The sequence below is a fragment of the Salmonella sp. SA14318 genome, assembly GCF_029866905.1.
Classification (GTDB): domain Bacteria; phylum Pseudomonadota; class Gammaproteobacteria; order Enterobacterales; family Enterobacteriaceae; genus Salmonella; species Salmonella enterica.
Window position 1 is genome coordinate 2,912,494 of record NZ_CP123282.1, and the last position, 15,873, is coordinate 2,928,366.

A 15,873-nucleotide genomic window follows, 5' to 3' on the forward strand; every position below is an offset into this window, starting at 1 on the left:
GTACTGGAGTTTCGCCGTCATGCGTCTGGTTCAGCTTTCCCGACATTCTATCGCTTTCCCTTCGCCGGAAGGCGCTTTACGCGAGCCTAACGGTTTACTGGCGCTGGGCGGCGATCTCAGCCCTGCCCGGTTGTTAATGGCCTACCAGCACGGGATTTTCCCGTGGTTTTCGCCGGGCGACCCGATCCTGTGGTGGTCGCCCGATCCGCGCGCCGTGCTGTGGCCTGAAAAGTTTCACCTTAGTCGCAGCATGAAGCGCTTTCACAACGCATCCCCTTACCGCGTGACGCTCAATTACGCTTTCGACCGGGTCATTGATGGATGCGCCAATCACCGTGACGAAGGCACCTGGATAACGCGTGGTATTGAGGAAGCCTATCGCCGATTACATGAATTGGGCCACGCGCACTCCATTGAAGTGTGGCGCGATCGGGAACTGGTCGGCGGGATGTATGGCGTCTCGCAGGGGGCGCTGTTTTGCGGCGAATCGATGTTTAGCCGCCAGGAGAATGCCTCTAAAACCGCACTGCTGGTTTTTTGCGCTGAATTTACCCGTCACGGCGGTAAACTTATTGATTGTCAGGTACTTAATAGTCATACCGCCTCGCTCGGCGCCATTGAAATTCCACGTCGTGACTACCTCGATCACCTCGCGGCCTTACGCCAACAGCCGCTGGCCTCCCGTTTTTGGGTGCCGCGGACATTATTTTTGCCCCGGAAGTGAATGTTTTCGGCACATTTTTTATTGGGGTGTTATAATTGCTGCCGCAGAATTGGTTTAGCTCATTATCCCGCAGCCCGTTGTCAGGTAACGCCCATCGTTTATTTCACCGTTCCCTTATATGTTGCGCTTATGTCGATACATCAGGCGGTAGTATCAGGGAAAAGGTGTATAACGCGGCGTTGTCGTGTGTCGCGGAATCATGTGCTAAACCTGGTTTGCTGTGTTTTAAACGCACAAATCTTTACTTATCAAAAGAAGTTCGGCATTATCTTGCCGGTTCAAATTATGGTAGTGATACCCCAGAGGATTAGATGGCCAAAGAAGACAATATTGAAATGCAAGGTACCGTTCTCGAAACGTTACCTAATACCATGTTCCGCGTAGAGTTAGAAAACGGTCACGTGGTTACTGCACACATCTCCGGTAAAATGCGTAAGAACTACATCCGCATCCTGACGGGCGACAAAGTGACCGTTGAGCTGACCCCGTACGACCTGAGCAAAGGCCGCATTGTCTTCCGTAGTCGCTAATTGTCTCCTCACGCCCTGAAGGGCGGCTGGATAAAAGGTCGGTTTAACCGGCCTTTTTTGCGTCCATTAAGTCGATGAATGACGAGCAGGTTACTCTTCCACCATCCGCGCATACTCTTCCGTCAAAAAATCGACCAACGCGCGTACGGAAGGTAATAATCCTCGCCGGGATGGGAACACAGCATGAATAACCTCCCGCCGGGGCTCCCACTCTTCCAGCACCGCGACCAGTTCACCGGCGGCCAGTTGTTCTTTCACCATTAAGACAGGTAGCTGCACAAGCCCCACGCCCGCCATCGCCGCCTCGCGTAGCGCCAACATGTCGGTGGTAATCATACGCGGGGTAAAATGGACTTCCGCACGCGCGCCCTGCGGGCCGTAAAGTTCCCAGCGGTGGATATGCTTGCCGGATGCAAGACTTAGCCCTGGCCAATGGCTCAACTCCGCCGGCGCGGAAGGGATTCCCATCCGTGCGATAAGATCCGGGCTGGCAAACAGGCGATGCCCTCTGTCAGCCAGGACGCGCATCACCAGGTCGCTATCTTCAAACGGGCGCGGCCTGACGCGAATCGCCACATCCACCCCCTCCCCTACGACGTCCACCCGACGATTGGTTGCTTCAAGCTGTAGCGAAACATCAGGATAACGCGCCATAAATTTCGCCAGCATTGGGCCGATGTGTACATGCAGCAGCGTCACCGGGCAGGTCAACTTCACGATACCGCGAGGCTCTACCTGCAATGCGGCAATGGCATCCTGCGCCGCCTGAGCTTCCACCAGCATCGCTTTACAGTGCTCATAGAATGTTTGTCCCACTTCGGTAACGTTAAACTGCCGGGTAGTTCGCTGAATCAATCGCACGCCCAGCCGTTCCTCCAGTTGCGCAATACGCCGGCTCAGTTTTGATTTTGGTTCATCAAGCGCACGCCCCGCCGCGGCAAACCCACCCTCTTCGACCACATGCACAAACCACGCAAAATCATTGAGATCCGTTTTTATCATTACATTGTCCTATTAATGGAACGGTATGAGCCATTTTAGCCACTACCGAACCTTTTGTCATGAATATAAGCTTATTCACATCAAGACAACGCCACTGAGGAGAACACCATGAAACAGATTACAGGCGTCTATACCGCACCTCGCCCGCACTGGGTTGGCGATGGATTTCCGGTTCGTTCACTCTTTTCTTATCAGTCACATGCGCAGCAGTTGAGTCCATTCCTGCTGCTGGATTATGCCGGGCCGCACACATTTACGCCTGGTAATGAAAAACGCGGTGTTGGGGAGCATCCACACCGCGGTTTCGAGACCGTGACGATTGTTTATAGTGGCGAAGTTGAGCATCGGGACTCTACCGGTCGCGGCGGCGTTATCGGCCCGGGCGACGTTCAGTGGATGACCGCAGGCGCAGGCATTTTGCATGAAGAGTTCCATTCCGACGCGTTTACCCGTCGGGGCGGCGAACTGGAAATGGTGCAGTTGTGGGTTAACCTTCCAATGAAGGACAAAATGACCACCCCGGGTTATCAAAGCATTACCCACGATGTTATCCCGACCGTTACGTTGCCGGATGACGCCGGAGTCGTGCGGGTCATTGCAGGGCGTTATGAAGAGACAAAAGGCCCGGCGCACACTTTCTCGCCGCTCAATGTCTGGGATATGCGCCTGCAACGAAATCGCCAGCTTACATTGGCACAGCCGGAAGGATGGAGCACCGCGCTGGTGGTACTGAAAGGCAATATCACGGTGAACGGCACGACACCGGTCAACGAAGCGCAACTGGTGGTGTTGAGCCAGCAAGGGAAAACGCTGCACCTTGAGGCCAGCAGCGACGCCAGCGTATTGCTGTTATCAGGCGAGCCGCTGAATGAACCGATTGTGGGTTACGGCCCATTTGTTATGAACACGAAACAAGAGATCGCAGAAGCAGTCCGCGATTTCAACTCCGGCCGTTTTGGCCAAATCTGAAAACATGAAGGAGAACACGATGTCAAGTCCTGCTAATTTTAATGGTTTGCGCCCGGTAATTGATGTTAACGATTCCGTGATGCTTTTAATCGATCATCAAAGCGGTCTTTTCCAGACCGTAGGCGATATGCCAATGCCGGAATTACGCGCTCGCGCCGCGGCGTTGGCGAAGATGGCGACGTTAGCGAAAATGCCGGTCATTACCACGGCATCCGTACCGCAAGGTCCGAACGGCCCGCTGATCCCGGAGATCCACGCTAATGCGCCACATGCGCAGTACATTGCGCGCAAAGGTGAAATTAACGCCTGGGATAACGAAGATTTCGTTAAGGCGGTAAAAGCGACGGGCCGTAAGACGCTGATCATTGCCGGGACGATTACCAGCGTGTGTATGGCATTCCCGGCCATTAGCGCGGTAGCGGAAGGTTATAAGGTATTTGCCGTGATCGACGCATCCGGTACCTACAGTAAGATGGCGCAGGAGATCACCCTGGCGCGTATCGTACAGGCTGGCGTCGTACCGATGGATACTGCCGCAGTCGCCTCTGAGTTGCAAGGCACCTGGAACCGTGAAGACGCCGCCGCGTGGGCCGACGTTTATACTCAGGTATTCCCGGCCTATCAACTGCTGATCGAAAGCTACAGCAAAGCGCAGGATGTGGTGAAAAACAACGAAATGTTGGATTCACAGCGTTAATTTGCCTCCCCGCGCCAGTTTGGGCGGGGATTATGTCTATTGCATGAGCAAACGACAGTGAATATGTAAATTCTGCTTGACCGTTTTAGCGCAACTCCCTATAATAGCGCCCCGTTGCCCCCCAAGTGGTCAGGCAGCAATACAATATGGTGAGGTGTCCGAGTGGCTGAAGGAGCACGCCTGGAAAGTGTGTATACGGCAACGTATCGGGGGTTCGAATCCCCCCCTCACCGCCATATTCAAGTTGAAAGCCTGTACAGAAGTACGGGCTTTTTGCTTATATGTATCCCCCAAACTAAGGGGGGATGAGAACCACCGACCGGGGTTCGACAACTGGCGCAGCCAGTTGGACAGACCGGGCGCACAGCGAACGGGCTGCCCCGAAGGGGCGAGCAAAGCGAGTCAATCCCCCCCTCACCGCCATATTTAAGTTGAGAGCCTGTACAGAAGTACGGGCTTTTTGCTTATATGTATCCCCCAAACCAAGGGGGGATGAGAACACCCGACCGGGGTTCGACACAAAAACGCCGGGAGCGTTTTTGAACAGAGCTTGCTCTGGCCCCGAAGGGCGAGCGCAGCGAGTCAATCCCCCCCTCACCGCCATATTCAAGAAAGAGCTCGTACGAAAGTACGGGCTTTTGTATCTAAACTTCTTGTTTTTACTGTGATTTTCCTGATGAAGGTTCGTTTTTTGACCTTTGGTTGCTACACTAAACTTACTATAGATTGTGTAAAACAGCCCCACTCCCCTACCTGAAACGCTTTAGAAAAGTTTGCATAAGTATCTCTCGGTAGTAAAAAAGCACCGAGTTCCTCTGTCTGATGCTGCCGTTGCTTTATTAGAAGGCTTACCGCGTTTGAAAAATAACAATCATGTATTCCCTGCCCCTCGCGCTGAAACACTTTCTGATATGTCGTTATTGGCTGTATTGAAACGAATGGGATATACCAACTTAACGCAACATGGCTTCCGTTCTACTTTCCGTGAGTGGGCTAGTGAAACAACGGGCTATCAACGTGAGGTTATTGAACATGCGTTGGCGCACCAGTTGGCAGATAAGGCTGAAGCAGCGTATCAGCGTGGGATGTTATGGCCTAAACGGGTGGCGTTGATGGATGATTGGACGGGGTATAACACTGCCAACAGCTAAGCTACCTGTACGAAAGCATTATCGTTGATAACAATGTAGAAAGTGTGATGCTAATAGCATTCGCTTTCGAAAATGTGATAAGCAATAATTTCATAATGAACTATTTCTTATATAATTATTATCATGGTTTGCAAATTACATAAACCACTCAAGGAGAGGTTATGCCCGGACTGATAGGCTACTGGAAGCAACTTCCAACCAAAGATGAATATATTAAAAAACACAATATGAGTAAAATATCCTGCTACAGTTGTGGTCACGAGAAATTCAGCGATGTTGGTTTGATACAGGTATGGGATAATCACAGAAGAATTCTTTGTGCTAAGTGTAAGACTACTCTTTTCAGAGAAGAGGATTAGTTTTTTGGCATTGGTAACAGCGGCTTCAGCATCCCTTTTCACACAGCGGGGCGGACTTTTTTTCGCATTAACCCCCCGTCGATTACCGGATGATGGCGCAATTTACAAGCGCCTTATCCGCCTACCGCGAGCACAACACCATCAGGCTAACTATTAGCCGGCATAAAAAAACCGGGCGCTAAGGCCCGGTTTGTACGGCAGTGAAACGAAGATTAATGCGCGGCTTCCGGCTTGTGCTTTTGCGCACTCTGGAAGCCATACGTCAACGCATTTTTCTCTTTATCCAGCGCGACGGTGACCTGTCCGCCGTCAACCAGCGATCCAAACAGCAACTCATTGGCCAGCGGTTTTTTCAGGTTATCCTGAATCACACGTGCCATTGGTCGTGCGCCCATCGCCCGGTCATAGCCCTTTTCCGCCAGCCAGTCGCGCGCTTCCTGACTGACTTCCAGGGAGACGCCTTTCTGATCCAACTGAGCCTGCAACTCGACGATAAACTTATCGACAACCTGATGAATCACCTCGCCAGACAGATGATCGAACCAAATAATGTTGTCGAGACGGTTACGGAACTCCGGCGTAAACACTTTCTTGATCTCGCCCATCGCATCGGTACTGTTGTCCTGATGAATAAGACCAATAGATTTACGTTCGGTTTCTCGCACGCCGGCGTTGGTGGTCATCACCAGCACCACGTTGCGGAAATCCGCCTTACGGCCATTGTTATCGGTCAGCGTACCGTTATCCATCACCTGCAGCAGCAGGTTAAAGACATCCGGGTGCGCTTTTTCGATCTCATCCAGCAACAGCACCGCATGAGGATGCTTAATCACCGCATCCGTCAGCAGCCCGCCCTGGTCGAAACCGACGTATCCCGGAGGCGCGCCGATCAAACGGCTCACCGTATGGCGCTCCATATATTCGGACATATCGAAGCGCAACAGCTCAATACCCAGCGCTTTTGAAAGCTGTACCGTAACTTCAGTTTTCCCTACGCCAGTTGGCCCGGCGAACAAGAATGAGCCGACAGGTTTATGCTCATGGCCCAGACCCGCACGACTCATCTTAATAGCTTCGGTCAGCGCCTCAATCGCGTTATCCTGGCCGAAGACCAGCATTTTCAGACGATCGCCCAGGTTCTTCAGCGTATCGCGATCGCTCTGCGAGACGCTCTTTTCAGGAATTCGCGCAATTCGCGCCACTACGGACTCAATATCCGCCACGTTGACCGTTTTCTTACGTTTGCTCACCGGCATCAGACGCGCCCGCGCGCCCGCTTCGTCAATCACGTCAATGGCTTTATCCGGCAGATGGCGGTCATTGATATATTTTACCGCCAGCTCGACCGCCGCACGCACCGCTTTCGCGGTATAACGCACGTCGTGGTGCGCTTCGTACTTAGGTTTCAAGCCGTTGATAATTTGCACCGTCTCTTCCACCGAAGGCTCGGTAATATCAATTTTCTGGAAACGGCGCGCTAATGCGCGGTCTTTCTCAAAAATATTGCTGAATTCCTGATAGGTCGTTGAGCCGATCACCCGGATCTTACCGCTGGAAAGCAGCGGTTTAATCAGATTTGCCGCATCCACCTGTCCGCCCGACGCCGCGCCAGCGCCGATAATGGTATGGATTTCATCGATAAACAGGATGCTGTTGGTATCCTGCTCAAGCTGTTTCAGCAACGCCTTAAACCGTTTTTCAAAATCGCCGCGGTATTTGGTGCCCGCCAGCAGCGAACCGATATCCAGAGAGTAAATGGTGCAATCGGCCATCACTTCCGGCACATCGCCCTGCACGATACGCCAGGCCAGCCCTTCGGCAATCGCCGTTTTGCCAACACCGGATTCCCCTACCAGCAACGGGTTATTTTTACGGCGACGACACAAGACCTGGATCGCGCGCTCCAGTTCTTTTTCACGACCAATCAGCGGATCGATGCCGCCCACGCGAGCAAGTTGGTTAAGATTCGTCGTGAAGTTTTCCATACGTTCCTCCCCGCCAGCTTGTTCGTCGCCAGTTGGCTGATTGCCGAGATCGGAAGATTGGCTCGGTTCGTCTTTTCGCGTCCCGTGAGAAATAAAGTTCACGATATCCAGACGGCTCACTTCATGCTTGCGCAGCAGATAAGCCGCCTGTGATTCCTGTTCGCTAAAGATAGCCACCAGCACATTCGCGCCAGTCACTTCACTACGCCCGGAAGACTGAACGTGGAAGACGGCACGTTGCAGGACACGCTGGAAACTTAACGTCGGCTGCGTATCACGCTCTTCTTCACTGGCAGGCAGTACGGGTGTGGTTTGTTCAATGAAGGCTTCGAGTTCCTGACGGAGCGCCACCAGATCCACGGAGCATGCTTCCAGCGCTTCGCGAGCCGATGGGTTGCTGAGCAGCGCCAGCAACAGATGCTCGACGGTCATAAACTCATGACGGTGCTCGCGCGCTCTGGCGAAAGCCATGTTTAAACTGAGTTCCAGTTCTTGATTGAGCATAGGCACCTCCCCCAATTTTTATACCTGCATTCAGGCTTTTTCCAGCGTACACAGCAACGGATGCTCGTTCTCCCTTGCATACTTGTTCACCATCGCCACTTTGGTTTCCGCCACCTCGGCGGTAAACACGCCGCAGATAGCTTTGCCTTGATAGTGAACTGCAAGCATCAATTGCGTTGCACGTTCTACATCATAAGAAAAGAATTTTTGTAACACGTCAATAACAAACTCCATCGGAGTGTAGTCATCATTGACTAATATCACTTTATACATAGATGGCGGTTTTAGCGCGTCGCGCACGCTATCTTCCACCAACTGGTCAAAATCCAGCCAATCGTTCGTCTTACCCATTGTCAGTCGTCATTATCGGTTACGGTTGTCGGCAGGAAAATCTGCCGCTGACCAGAGTCTATGCACACAATCAATCTACCTCAATTGATAGATAACTAACATCTATCAGTACCATCCGCGACATCTGTCACATTCCCGGCAATAGCGTTAACTGCTTCAAATTTTTGATTCATTTTTACCCGATCCCCCCTGCCTGATGCTTGACGCCTCGCCTGATTTCTCTAAATTGTAATGTCGAGAGTTGGTGAGGTTTTGAACAGCCCCCACTCCGTCACCGGTTCATTCCATCTTACTTATATAAGATTTACGAAGGATGTCGAAGCATGGAAACGGGTACTGTAAAGTGGTTCAACAATGCCAAAGGGTTTGGTTTCATCTGCCCTGAAGGCGGCGGCGAGGATATTTTCGCCCATTATTCCACCATTCAAATGGATGGTTACAGAACGCTTAAAGCCGGACAGTCTGTCCGGTTTGATGTCCACCAGGGGCCAAAAGGCAATCACGCCAGCGTCATCGTGCCCATCGAAGCAGAGGCCGTTGCATAGCTCCTCTGTCTCATTGTGTACATCCAGGAGGCAAAATGCCAGCCCGATCGGCTGGCATTTTTATTTAACGCCAGTTCCTGATAGCAACACTGTTGCATCTTATCAGGCCGACAAATGACGTCAGCAAGATTACTCCCTTGCCAGCGCATCCACCGGGTCCAGTCGCGCCGCGTTTCTCGCCGGTAGCCAGCCAAACAGTATCCCGGTAAACGTCGAACATAAAAACGCGCTCGCCAGCGCAGTCAGTGAAAAACCGATCTCCCAGCCGGGCAGGAAAAGCTGTAGCATAAATGCGATGAACATCGACAAGCTAATCCCCAGCGCTCCACCAACCAGGCAAACCAGCACCGCTTCAATAAGAAACTGCTGTAGCACATCGCTGGCGCGCGCGCCTACCGCCATACGGATGCCGATTTCACGCGTTCGCTCGGTGACGGAAACCAGCATAATATTCATAACGCCGATGCCGCCGACAACCAGCGAAATGACGGCCACCAGCGTCAGAAATAACTGAAGAGTATAGGTGGTTTTTTCAGCCGTTTTCAGGACGCTGTCCATATTCCAGGTGAAGAAGTCTTTTTTACCGTGGCGTAAGGTGAGCAGGCGGGTAAGCTGCTGTTCAGCCTGATCGCTATCAACGCCATCTTTCACACGAACGGTGATCGAGTTAAGCCATGACTGACCCATTATGCGATCTGACATCGTGCTATAGGGCAACCAAACTTGCAACAGATTGCTATTGCCGTACATGGACGGTTTCTCTTCCGCCACGCCAATAACAATAACCGGCATATTACCCACCAGCACCACTTCCCCTACGACATTCGCTTTATTTGGAAATAGCTGGCGTCGCGTGTTGGCATCCAGCACCACCACCTGCGCGCGATCCTGTTGCTGTACAGCATTGAAGGTGTTCCCCTCCCTAAAGGACATGCCGTAAACGTTAAAATAATCGCCACTGACGCCATTAGCATTTACGGCAATATCAATATTGCCATAGCGAAGACGTAAGCTCTTTGAAACGCTGGGCGTCGCAGAGTTAACCCACGGCTGTTTCTGAATAGCCACCAGATCGTCATATTTCAGCGCCTGTCGATACTGCGGATTGTCGTCGCCAAAATCTTTGCCTGGATGAATATCAATCGTGTTAGTGCCCATCGCGCGGATATCCGCCAGTACCATCTGTTTTGCAGCGTCGCCGACCACCACAATCGACACCACCGACGCAATACCGATAATAATTCCCAGCATAGTCAGTAAAGTACGCATTTTGTTAGCGGCCATCGCTAACCACGCCATTGACAGCGCTTCGCGAAAGCTGCTGGCAAATTGCCGCCAGCCGGGAGCCGTATTAACTACGGCAGCGTCAACGCCCTGTTCGCGTTTCTTTTCCTGCGCGGGCGGATTATGGACAATCTTGCCATCGTGAATTTCAATAATCCGCTCCGCCTGGGCGGCAATCAGCGGATCGTGCGTCACAATGATCACCGTATGTCCGCGATCGCGCAGTTGGCGCAAAATCGCCATCACCTCTTCGCCGGAATGACTATCCAGCGCGCCGGTCGGCTCATCCGCCAGAATCACCTGTCCGCCGTTCATCAGCGCGCGGGCAATACTGACACGCTGCTGCTGTCCGCCAGAAAGCTGTGAAGGCGGGTAATCGACGCGATCGCTTAATCCCAGCCGCAAAAGCAACTCTCTGGCGCGCGCCTGGCGTTTTTTGCGTTCAATGCCGGCGTAGACGGCGGGGATTTCAGCATTTTGCGCTGCCGTTAAATGCGACAACAGATGGTAGCGCTGAAAGATAAAGCCAAAATGCTCACGCCGCAGCTGCGCCAGCGCGTCCGGGTCCAGCGTCGAGACGTCCCGCCCCGCCACCCGATAAGTGCCGCTGGTCGGTTTATCCAGGCACCCGAGGATATTCATCAGCGTTGATTTTCCAGAACCGGAAACGCCGACGATCGCCACCATCTCCCCGGCGTGGATTTGCAGGGAGATATCTTTCAACACCGCCACCTGCTCTTCCCCGGAGGGGTAGCTGCGACTCACATTGCGCAGTTCAAGCAATGCCGTCATGGCGTCGCTCCTGGCCTGCTCTCGCCGATGATCACCTCATCGCCCGCTTCCAGACCTTTAATCACTTCCACGTCTGTATCGTTACGCTCGCCAATGATCACTTCGCGCTCACGTTTTTCGCCGTTACGCAACAGCGCCACTTTATAACGATTGCCGCCCACCGGTTCGCCAAGCGCGGCGAGAGGAATAATCAGCACATTTTTGACATCCATGAGTTGAATATAAACCTGTGCGGTCATATCAAGACGCAAGATTCTTTTGGGATTCGGCACTTCAAACCGGGCGTAATAAAAAATAGCATCGTTGATCTTTTCCGGCGTCGGCAGAATATCTTTTAAAACGCCTTCATAGCGCGTTTGCGGATCGCCTGCAATGGTGAACCATGCTTTCTGCCCCGCCCGAAGATGAATCACGTCCGCTTCCGAGACCTGCGCTTTTACCAGCATGGTGCTCATATCCGCCAGCGTCAGAATATTGGGCGCCTGCTGAGCTGCAATCACCGTTTGTCCTTGCAGGGTAGTGATTTGCGTCACTTCCCCCGCCATGGGAGCAACAATACGGGTATATTCCAGGTTGGTTTTCGCGGTGTCCAACGAGGCCCGATTACGTTTGATCTGGGCATCTATGGTGCCAATACGCGCCTGTTTAACCGCCATCTCCGTCGCCGCGGTATCCAGATCCTGTTGCGATACCGCCTGAGTCTTAGCTAACTGCTGCTGGCGCGCCAGCGTAACCCGCGCCAGCTTTAACTCAGCGGCTGCCTGCTGACGCTCTGCGTTCAGCTCCATCAGGGTGGCCTCGACCTCTTTTATCTGGTTCTCCGCCTGATCCGGATCAATCACGCCGAGTAGCTGATCTTTTTTAACGTTATCGCCAATGGAGACCAGCAGCGTTTTCAACTGGCCGCTCACCTGCGCGCCGACATCCACTTTACGCAACGCGTCCAGTTTTCCAGTCGCCAGTACACTCTGTTCAAGATCGCCTGGCCGCACGATTAATGTCTGATAAGTTGGCAGCGGCGCATTTAGCATTCGCCAGCCAGCCATCCCCCCCACTAAAAGAATTAAAATAATGACCAGATAACGCTTTTTAAATTTCTTTCCCTTAGCACGCATAGAAACCCTGACGGCAAAATTTTAACCAGAAAGTAAACCGTATCTAAACAAACCTGACACAATAAAGATAGCGTCGGCTGTATTGACGATTGGTTAATGTTTCCTGTGGTTCAATCTCGACAATCTTATGTCGCGGATTACGATCATGACACAGCTTACAGATAATACCTGGTACACTTCAGATTACATCTCTCCTTTACAATTATTTATTCGTCTGACGCGCGGGCAATTACAGCCAGGAAAATTCTGGCGTAAAGCCAGCTTTCGTCGCAAGTTTTTAATCCGCTCATTAGTCATGCCGCGTGCGACCAGCCAATTACTGACCAATCTCACCCAATGGCCGGAGTTAAATACGTTACTTGCTCGTCAGCCGCGTTTGCCTATTCGGCTACATCGTCCTTATATGGCTGTAAATATTAAACGCGATTTCGCCTTAGATGCGCTGTGTTTTCATTATCAACAGATGCGCCAACTTTTATCGCGGGAACAACAAGTTAGCTATTTAAGTCAGTATGGCCTGAATCTTGCTAAATTTGAAACTAAAACCGGCGAGTTGTTTCAACTTGATTTAGTCAGTCTGGTCTCACTGGATAAAGAAGGTGAAAGCACTATTGTTGTTCGCGACGCACAGTTACGTATTCTGGCAGAGATCACATTTACTCTGTGTCGCTTTAACCAACAACGCACACTATTTATCGGCGGATTACAGGGCGCGGCAAACGACGTCCCTCACGAAATTATCCAGCAGGCGACCAAAGCCTGCCATGGTCTTTTTCCCAAACGCATCGTGATGGAGGCTCTCTGTCAGTTTGCGCAAGTCTTTCAGGCAGAAAAGATTATAGCTGTGAGTAACGATGCGCACGTTTACCGTAGCTGGCGATACATGGATAAAAAGACGCAAATGCATGCCGACTATGACGCGTTTTGGGAATCGTTAGGCGGTGAAAGAATTAAAGGGAATTACTATGCGCTGCCGCTGGCGATCGCCCGAAAAAGCGAAGCGGAGATCGCCAGTAAAAAACGGGCCGAGTATCGCCGCCGCTATGCTTTACTCGATAGCGTTGTCGAACAGGTTCCGGCCACATTCAAACGCTAATCCGCCCGGCCCCGCGCCAGCCAAACCACGCGCGAGAACATCTTTCTGAACAGCGGCGGCACGGCGTCAATTCCCCGCCGCCCGGCTTCCATCGCGACTTCAATCGCCAAATCCGGCTTTGACGAGCGGTGGATAGCTTTAGTGATAATTTTCCGGGTATTCATCGGCACATTAGGCGGAAGCTGCGCAACCCGGTGAAAAACATCGGCAAAGCCCTGACGATACATAAAATGTTCCATATCCAGCGCAGGCAGCGCCGTGAGATGTTCGCGTTCTTCTTCCCGATCGTTATTAAGCAGACTGCGGACCGTCGCGGCATATTTTTTCCCCGCTTCGTCGCCATCCACCAGGACATGCCACTCGATTCCCATACGGCGGGCGAACTTCACCAGCGGTTTCAGGCCAGACTGAGCAAACTCAATGACTTTAATGCCCTCCGCATCAAAATGATGTCCACACTGACGCGCCAGCTCATTAATAACCCAGGTTTCCGTCTCGCCTTCCACCAGTAGCCAGCAACGCGCAAACAGCGACGACGCGCGATTAAAGCGGATATGAAAGGCGATGCGCCGTCCATCTTCCGCGCTTAACCCGCCCGGGCCCAGACGCCAGGCGGCGACGCGGGAAGATTCGCGCACCAGCCGTACGACATGCTCCACCGGCGTTAGCGAGAGCAATTCGCCTGAGTTGGTTGTCGCTATCCGCTGTAGCGGTAACAGATTGAGCAATTGCCAGGCGACTGAAAGCATAATGGGATGTAAACGGGTTTCCGGATCTTCCACCAGCAGTAATGGTCGCGCGTCTTTATGTAACCGCAGCGTCCCTTTCGCCTGTAACAGCGTGGAGAAAAGCCCCAGCAGGATCACCCGATGCGACCGGCTGCCCGGTTTGTCGATCATCCGATTAATAATATCCAGATAGCGCCAGCTACGTTGCTCATTTTGCGAACGTCGGCGCATGAGTCGGTGACGCGCCTGTCCTGCGCCCTGCTCTGAGAAATAGTGTTCAAGCAGTTGCACCATCGCGGACAGTCCCTGGCGAATCTGCCCGTCGGTTAAATTTTGCGGCCGGGTCGCCAGCTCACGCGCCAGAAAATCCAGTTGCCGGGCCGTGACTTCAACATCCGGCACATTGGGCACCGTACCGTTGCGAATACGTCGCATAAAGCGCGCATCGCGCAAACGTAGCACTGGCATCAGACGAACCAGGTGGCGCACCTGATCGTTAATATTTTCCACCAGTAATGGCTGCCCATCGCTATTGAGAAAACTGCGCAGCGTCATCACGCTGCCATCGGCGCCGCATTCGCCCTCTAGCCGATAAAAAATACGGTGAAAATCATCCTCGCAAGGCGACCAGCATGCTTCCAGCGCTCGATAACGACGTACCCGATGCCGCCCTGGCTGCGTTTCGCGAAAAGTCAGAATAATATGTAGGTGATGCTCGCGTCCTTTTATGTCGCCAGGCGGAAACCAGAAATCCTCACGGACAAAATGGTAAAGATCGAGTTCCGGCGACAATAACAGAGTCAGCGCATCCAGCAGGCTGGATTTTCCCCAGGCGTTTTCCCCAATCAGCACGTTGTTTTGCTCCAGCATCAACGACAGTCGGTTGATACCGCGAAATCCTACTATTTCAACGCGTTCGAGAATCATGCTTCCTCCAGAAAAACGTCATCACTCCATAAAATTCACCGCAGTATAACGGCAAATGCGTCCGCCTGGCGTGATATTCCCCCCCTTTGCCTGGGGCAAATGTCTGATAAATGTACGGCTGACGGTGTCGCTTTACTGATAGTCTGGAATTCGGTAGTGTCATGTACGCTATTCAAACAATAAAAAAGGGCCCGGCTGTTCATGTTTTCAGGACTTTTAATCATTCTGGTTCCACTGATTGTGGGCTATCTCATTCCACTGCGACATAAAGCCGCATTACAACTCATTAACCGGCTACTGAGCTGGATCGTGTATCTTATTCTCTTTTTTATGGGAATAAGCCTGGCGTTTTTGGATAACCTCGCCAGTAATCTGGTGGCGATTTTTCATTATTCCGCCGTCAGTATTACGATTATTTTATTGTGTAATATCGCCGCCTTATTGTGGCTGGAACGTATCCTCCCGTGGCGTCACCATCATCAGCAGGAAAAACTGCCTTCGCGTATTGCCATGGCGCTGGAGTCGCTACAACTGTGCGGCGTAGTGGTATTGGGGTTTGTTATCGGCCTGAGCGGACTCTCTATTTTACAGCACGCCACCGAAGCCAGTGAATATACGCTGATCTTTTTATTGTTCCTGGTAGGGATTCAGCTACGAAATAGCGGCATGACCTTAAAGCAAATTGTGCTTAACCGTCGGGGAATGATGGTCGCGGTCGTTGTCGTGGCAAGCTCATTACTGGGCGGCGTGATTAATGCGTTTATCCTGGACTTACCGCTAAAAACCGCCCTGGCGATGGCGTCAGGTTTCGGCTGGTACTCTCTTTCCGGTATTTTGCTGACGGAGTCGTTTGGACCGGTTATCGGCAGCGCGGCATTTTTTAACGATCTGGCCCGCGAGCTCTTAGCCATTATGCTTATTCCCGGTCTGGTTCGCCGCAGCCGTTCAACGGCGTTGGGCCTGTGCGGAGCGACCTCAATGGACTTTACGTTGCCGGTATTACAGCGCTCCGGCGGCGTAGAGATTGTTCCGGCGGCTATTGTACATGGCTTTATCCTCAGCCTGCTGGTTCCCCTCTTAATGGCGTTCTTCTCGGCCTGATACCTCTTTGGCG

General features: G+C 52.3%; 16 protein-coding genes, 1 tRNA gene, 1 other RNA gene and 1 pseudogene. 12 read left to right on the top strand and 7 right to left on the bottom strand.

The window, feature by feature from the left end:
• Positions 1–19 precede the first annotated feature (19 nt).
• From aat to infA, 3 genes are read left to right on the top strand one after another with little or no spacing between them, the layout of a single operon-like run.
• Positions 20–724, top strand: coding sequence for a leucyl/phenylalanyl-tRNA--protein transferase (gene aat, locus QEN32_RS14005; RefSeq protein ID WP_001241650.1), 705 nt, complete (start codon positions 20–22; stop codon positions 722–724).
• The gene (locus QEN32_RS14010) at positions 725–1,108 is read left to right on the top strand and encodes a membrane protein (RefSeq protein ID WP_001539595.1); all 384 of its coding nucleotides are present in this window, start codon (positions 725–727) and stop codon (positions 1,106–1,108) included. It abuts the gene before it with no gap.
• The gene (gene infA / locus QEN32_RS14015) at positions 1,036–1,254 is read left to right on the top strand and encodes a translation initiation factor IF-1 (RefSeq protein WP_001040187.1); all 219 of its coding nucleotides are present in this window, start codon (positions 1,036–1,038) and stop codon (positions 1,252–1,254) included. The genes QEN32_RS14010 and infA overlap by 73 nt, the downstream gene beginning before the upstream one ends.
• Before the next feature lie 90 nt (positions 1,255–1,344).
• Here the strand turns inward: infA and QEN32_RS14020 are convergent, their stop codons facing one another.
• On the bottom strand, positions 1,345–2,256 hold the full coding sequence (locus tag QEN32_RS14020; RefSeq protein ID WP_000597928.1) for a LysR family transcriptional regulator: 912 nt from the start codon (positions 2,254–2,256) through the stop codon (positions 1,345–1,347).
• 108 nt (positions 2,257–2,364) lie between these two features.
• Between QEN32_RS14020 and QEN32_RS14025 the strand changes: the two genes are divergently transcribed.
• The 6 genes and pseudogenes from QEN32_RS14025 to QEN32_RS14050 all read left to right on the top strand — a co-directional run bounded on the left by QEN32_RS14025 (position 2,365) and on the right by QEN32_RS14050 (position 5,432).
• Positions 2,365–3,225 carry a pirin family protein gene (locus QEN32_RS14025; RefSeq protein WP_000809969.1) on the top strand — a complete coding sequence of 287 codons (861 nt, stop codon included), beginning with the start codon at positions 2,365–2,367 and terminating at the stop codon, positions 3,223–3,225.
• A 19-nt stretch (positions 3,226–3,244) separates the two neighbouring features.
• On the top strand, positions 3,245–3,922 hold the full coding sequence (locus tag QEN32_RS14030; RefSeq protein ID WP_000097893.1) for a hydrolase: 678 nt from the start codon (positions 3,245–3,247) through the stop codon (positions 3,920–3,922).
• Between the two features lie 148 nt (positions 3,923–4,070).
• Positions 4,071–4,158, top strand: a tRNA-Ser gene (locus QEN32_RS14035).
• Positions 4,159–4,393: 235 nt separating this feature from the next.
• Positions 4,394–4,525, top strand: a non-coding RNA gene (locus QEN32_RS14040) — RtT sRNA.
• A 194-nt stretch (positions 4,526–4,719) separates the two neighbouring features.
• Positions 4,720–5,073 (top strand): annotated as a pseudogene (locus tag QEN32_RS14045) (integrase); the annotation flags it as partial.
• Between the two features lie 161 nt (positions 5,074–5,234).
• The gene (locus QEN32_RS14050) at positions 5,235–5,432 is read left to right on the top strand and encodes a hypothetical protein (RefSeq protein ID WP_001117984.1); all 198 of its coding nucleotides are present in this window, start codon (positions 5,235–5,237) and stop codon (positions 5,430–5,432) included.
• Between the two features lie 212 nt (positions 5,433–5,644).
• On the opposite strand, the gene clpA is transcribed toward QEN32_RS14050, so the two are convergent.
• The 3 genes from clpA to QEN32_RS14065 form a co-directional block, all read right to left on the bottom strand.
• Positions 5,645–7,921, bottom strand: a complete 2,277-nt coding sequence (gene clpA, locus QEN32_RS14055) for an ATP-dependent Clp protease ATP-binding subunit ClpA (protein WP_000934064.1) — start codon at positions 7,919–7,921, stop codon at positions 5,645–5,647.
• Positions 7,922–7,951: 30 nt separating this feature from the next.
• Complete coding sequence (clpS, locus tag QEN32_RS14060) at positions 7,952–8,272, bottom strand: ATP-dependent Clp protease adapter ClpS (RefSeq protein ID WP_000520789.1); 321 nt, start codon at positions 8,270–8,272, stop codon at positions 7,952–7,954.
• A 95-nt stretch (positions 8,273–8,367) separates the two neighbouring features.
• Entirely contained in the window at positions 8,368–8,445 is a 78-nt protein-coding gene (locus QEN32_RS14065) for a hypothetical protein (RefSeq protein ID WP_212742690.1), read from the bottom strand.
• Between the two features lie 150 nt (positions 8,446–8,595).
• Here QEN32_RS14065 and cspD point away from each other — a divergent pair, with 150 nt between their 5' ends.
• Positions 8,596–8,817: a cold shock-like protein CspD gene (gene cspD / locus QEN32_RS14070; protein WP_000447499.1), complete on the top strand. Its 222-nt coding sequence runs from the start codon at positions 8,596–8,598 to the stop codon at positions 8,815–8,817.
• Positions 8,818–8,946: 129 nt separating this feature from the next.
• On the opposite strand, the gene macB is transcribed toward cspD, so the two are convergent.
• Entirely contained in the window at positions 8,947–10,893 is a 1,947-nt protein-coding gene (gene macB, locus QEN32_RS14075; protein ID WP_265322340.1) for a macrolide ABC transporter ATP-binding protein/permease MacB, read from the bottom strand.
• Positions 10,890–12,008 (bottom strand): macrolide transporter subunit MacA, encoded by a 1,119-nt coding sequence (gene macA, locus QEN32_RS14080; RefSeq protein WP_080178613.1) that lies wholly within the window; start codon positions 12,006–12,008, stop codon positions 10,890–10,892. Before macA ends, macB begins: the two co-directional genes overlap by 4 nt.
• Before the next feature lie 145 nt (positions 12,009–12,153).
• On the opposite strand from macA, the gene QEN32_RS14085 reads away from it, so the two are divergent.
• On the top strand, positions 12,154–13,104 hold the full coding sequence (locus QEN32_RS14085) for a VirK/YbjX family protein (RefSeq protein WP_001537300.1): 951 nt from the start codon (positions 12,154–12,156) through the stop codon (positions 13,102–13,104).
• On the opposite strand, the gene QEN32_RS14090 is transcribed toward QEN32_RS14085, so the two are convergent.
• The gene (locus QEN32_RS14090; RefSeq protein WP_000599765.1) at positions 13,101–14,759 is read right to left on the bottom strand and encodes an ATP-dependent endonuclease; all 1,659 of its coding nucleotides are present in this window, start codon (positions 14,757–14,759) and stop codon (positions 13,101–13,103) included. The genes QEN32_RS14085 and QEN32_RS14090 overlap by 4 nt on opposite strands.
• Positions 14,760–14,960: 201 nt before the next feature.
• Here QEN32_RS14090 and QEN32_RS14095 point away from each other — a divergent pair, with 201 nt between their 5' ends.
• Positions 14,961–15,860 carry a lysine exporter LysO family protein gene (locus QEN32_RS14095; RefSeq protein ID WP_079954594.1) on the top strand — a complete coding sequence of 300 codons (900 nt, stop codon included), beginning with the start codon at positions 14,961–14,963 and terminating at the stop codon, positions 15,858–15,860.
• The last annotated feature ends 13 nt before the right edge of the window (positions 15,861–15,873 follow it).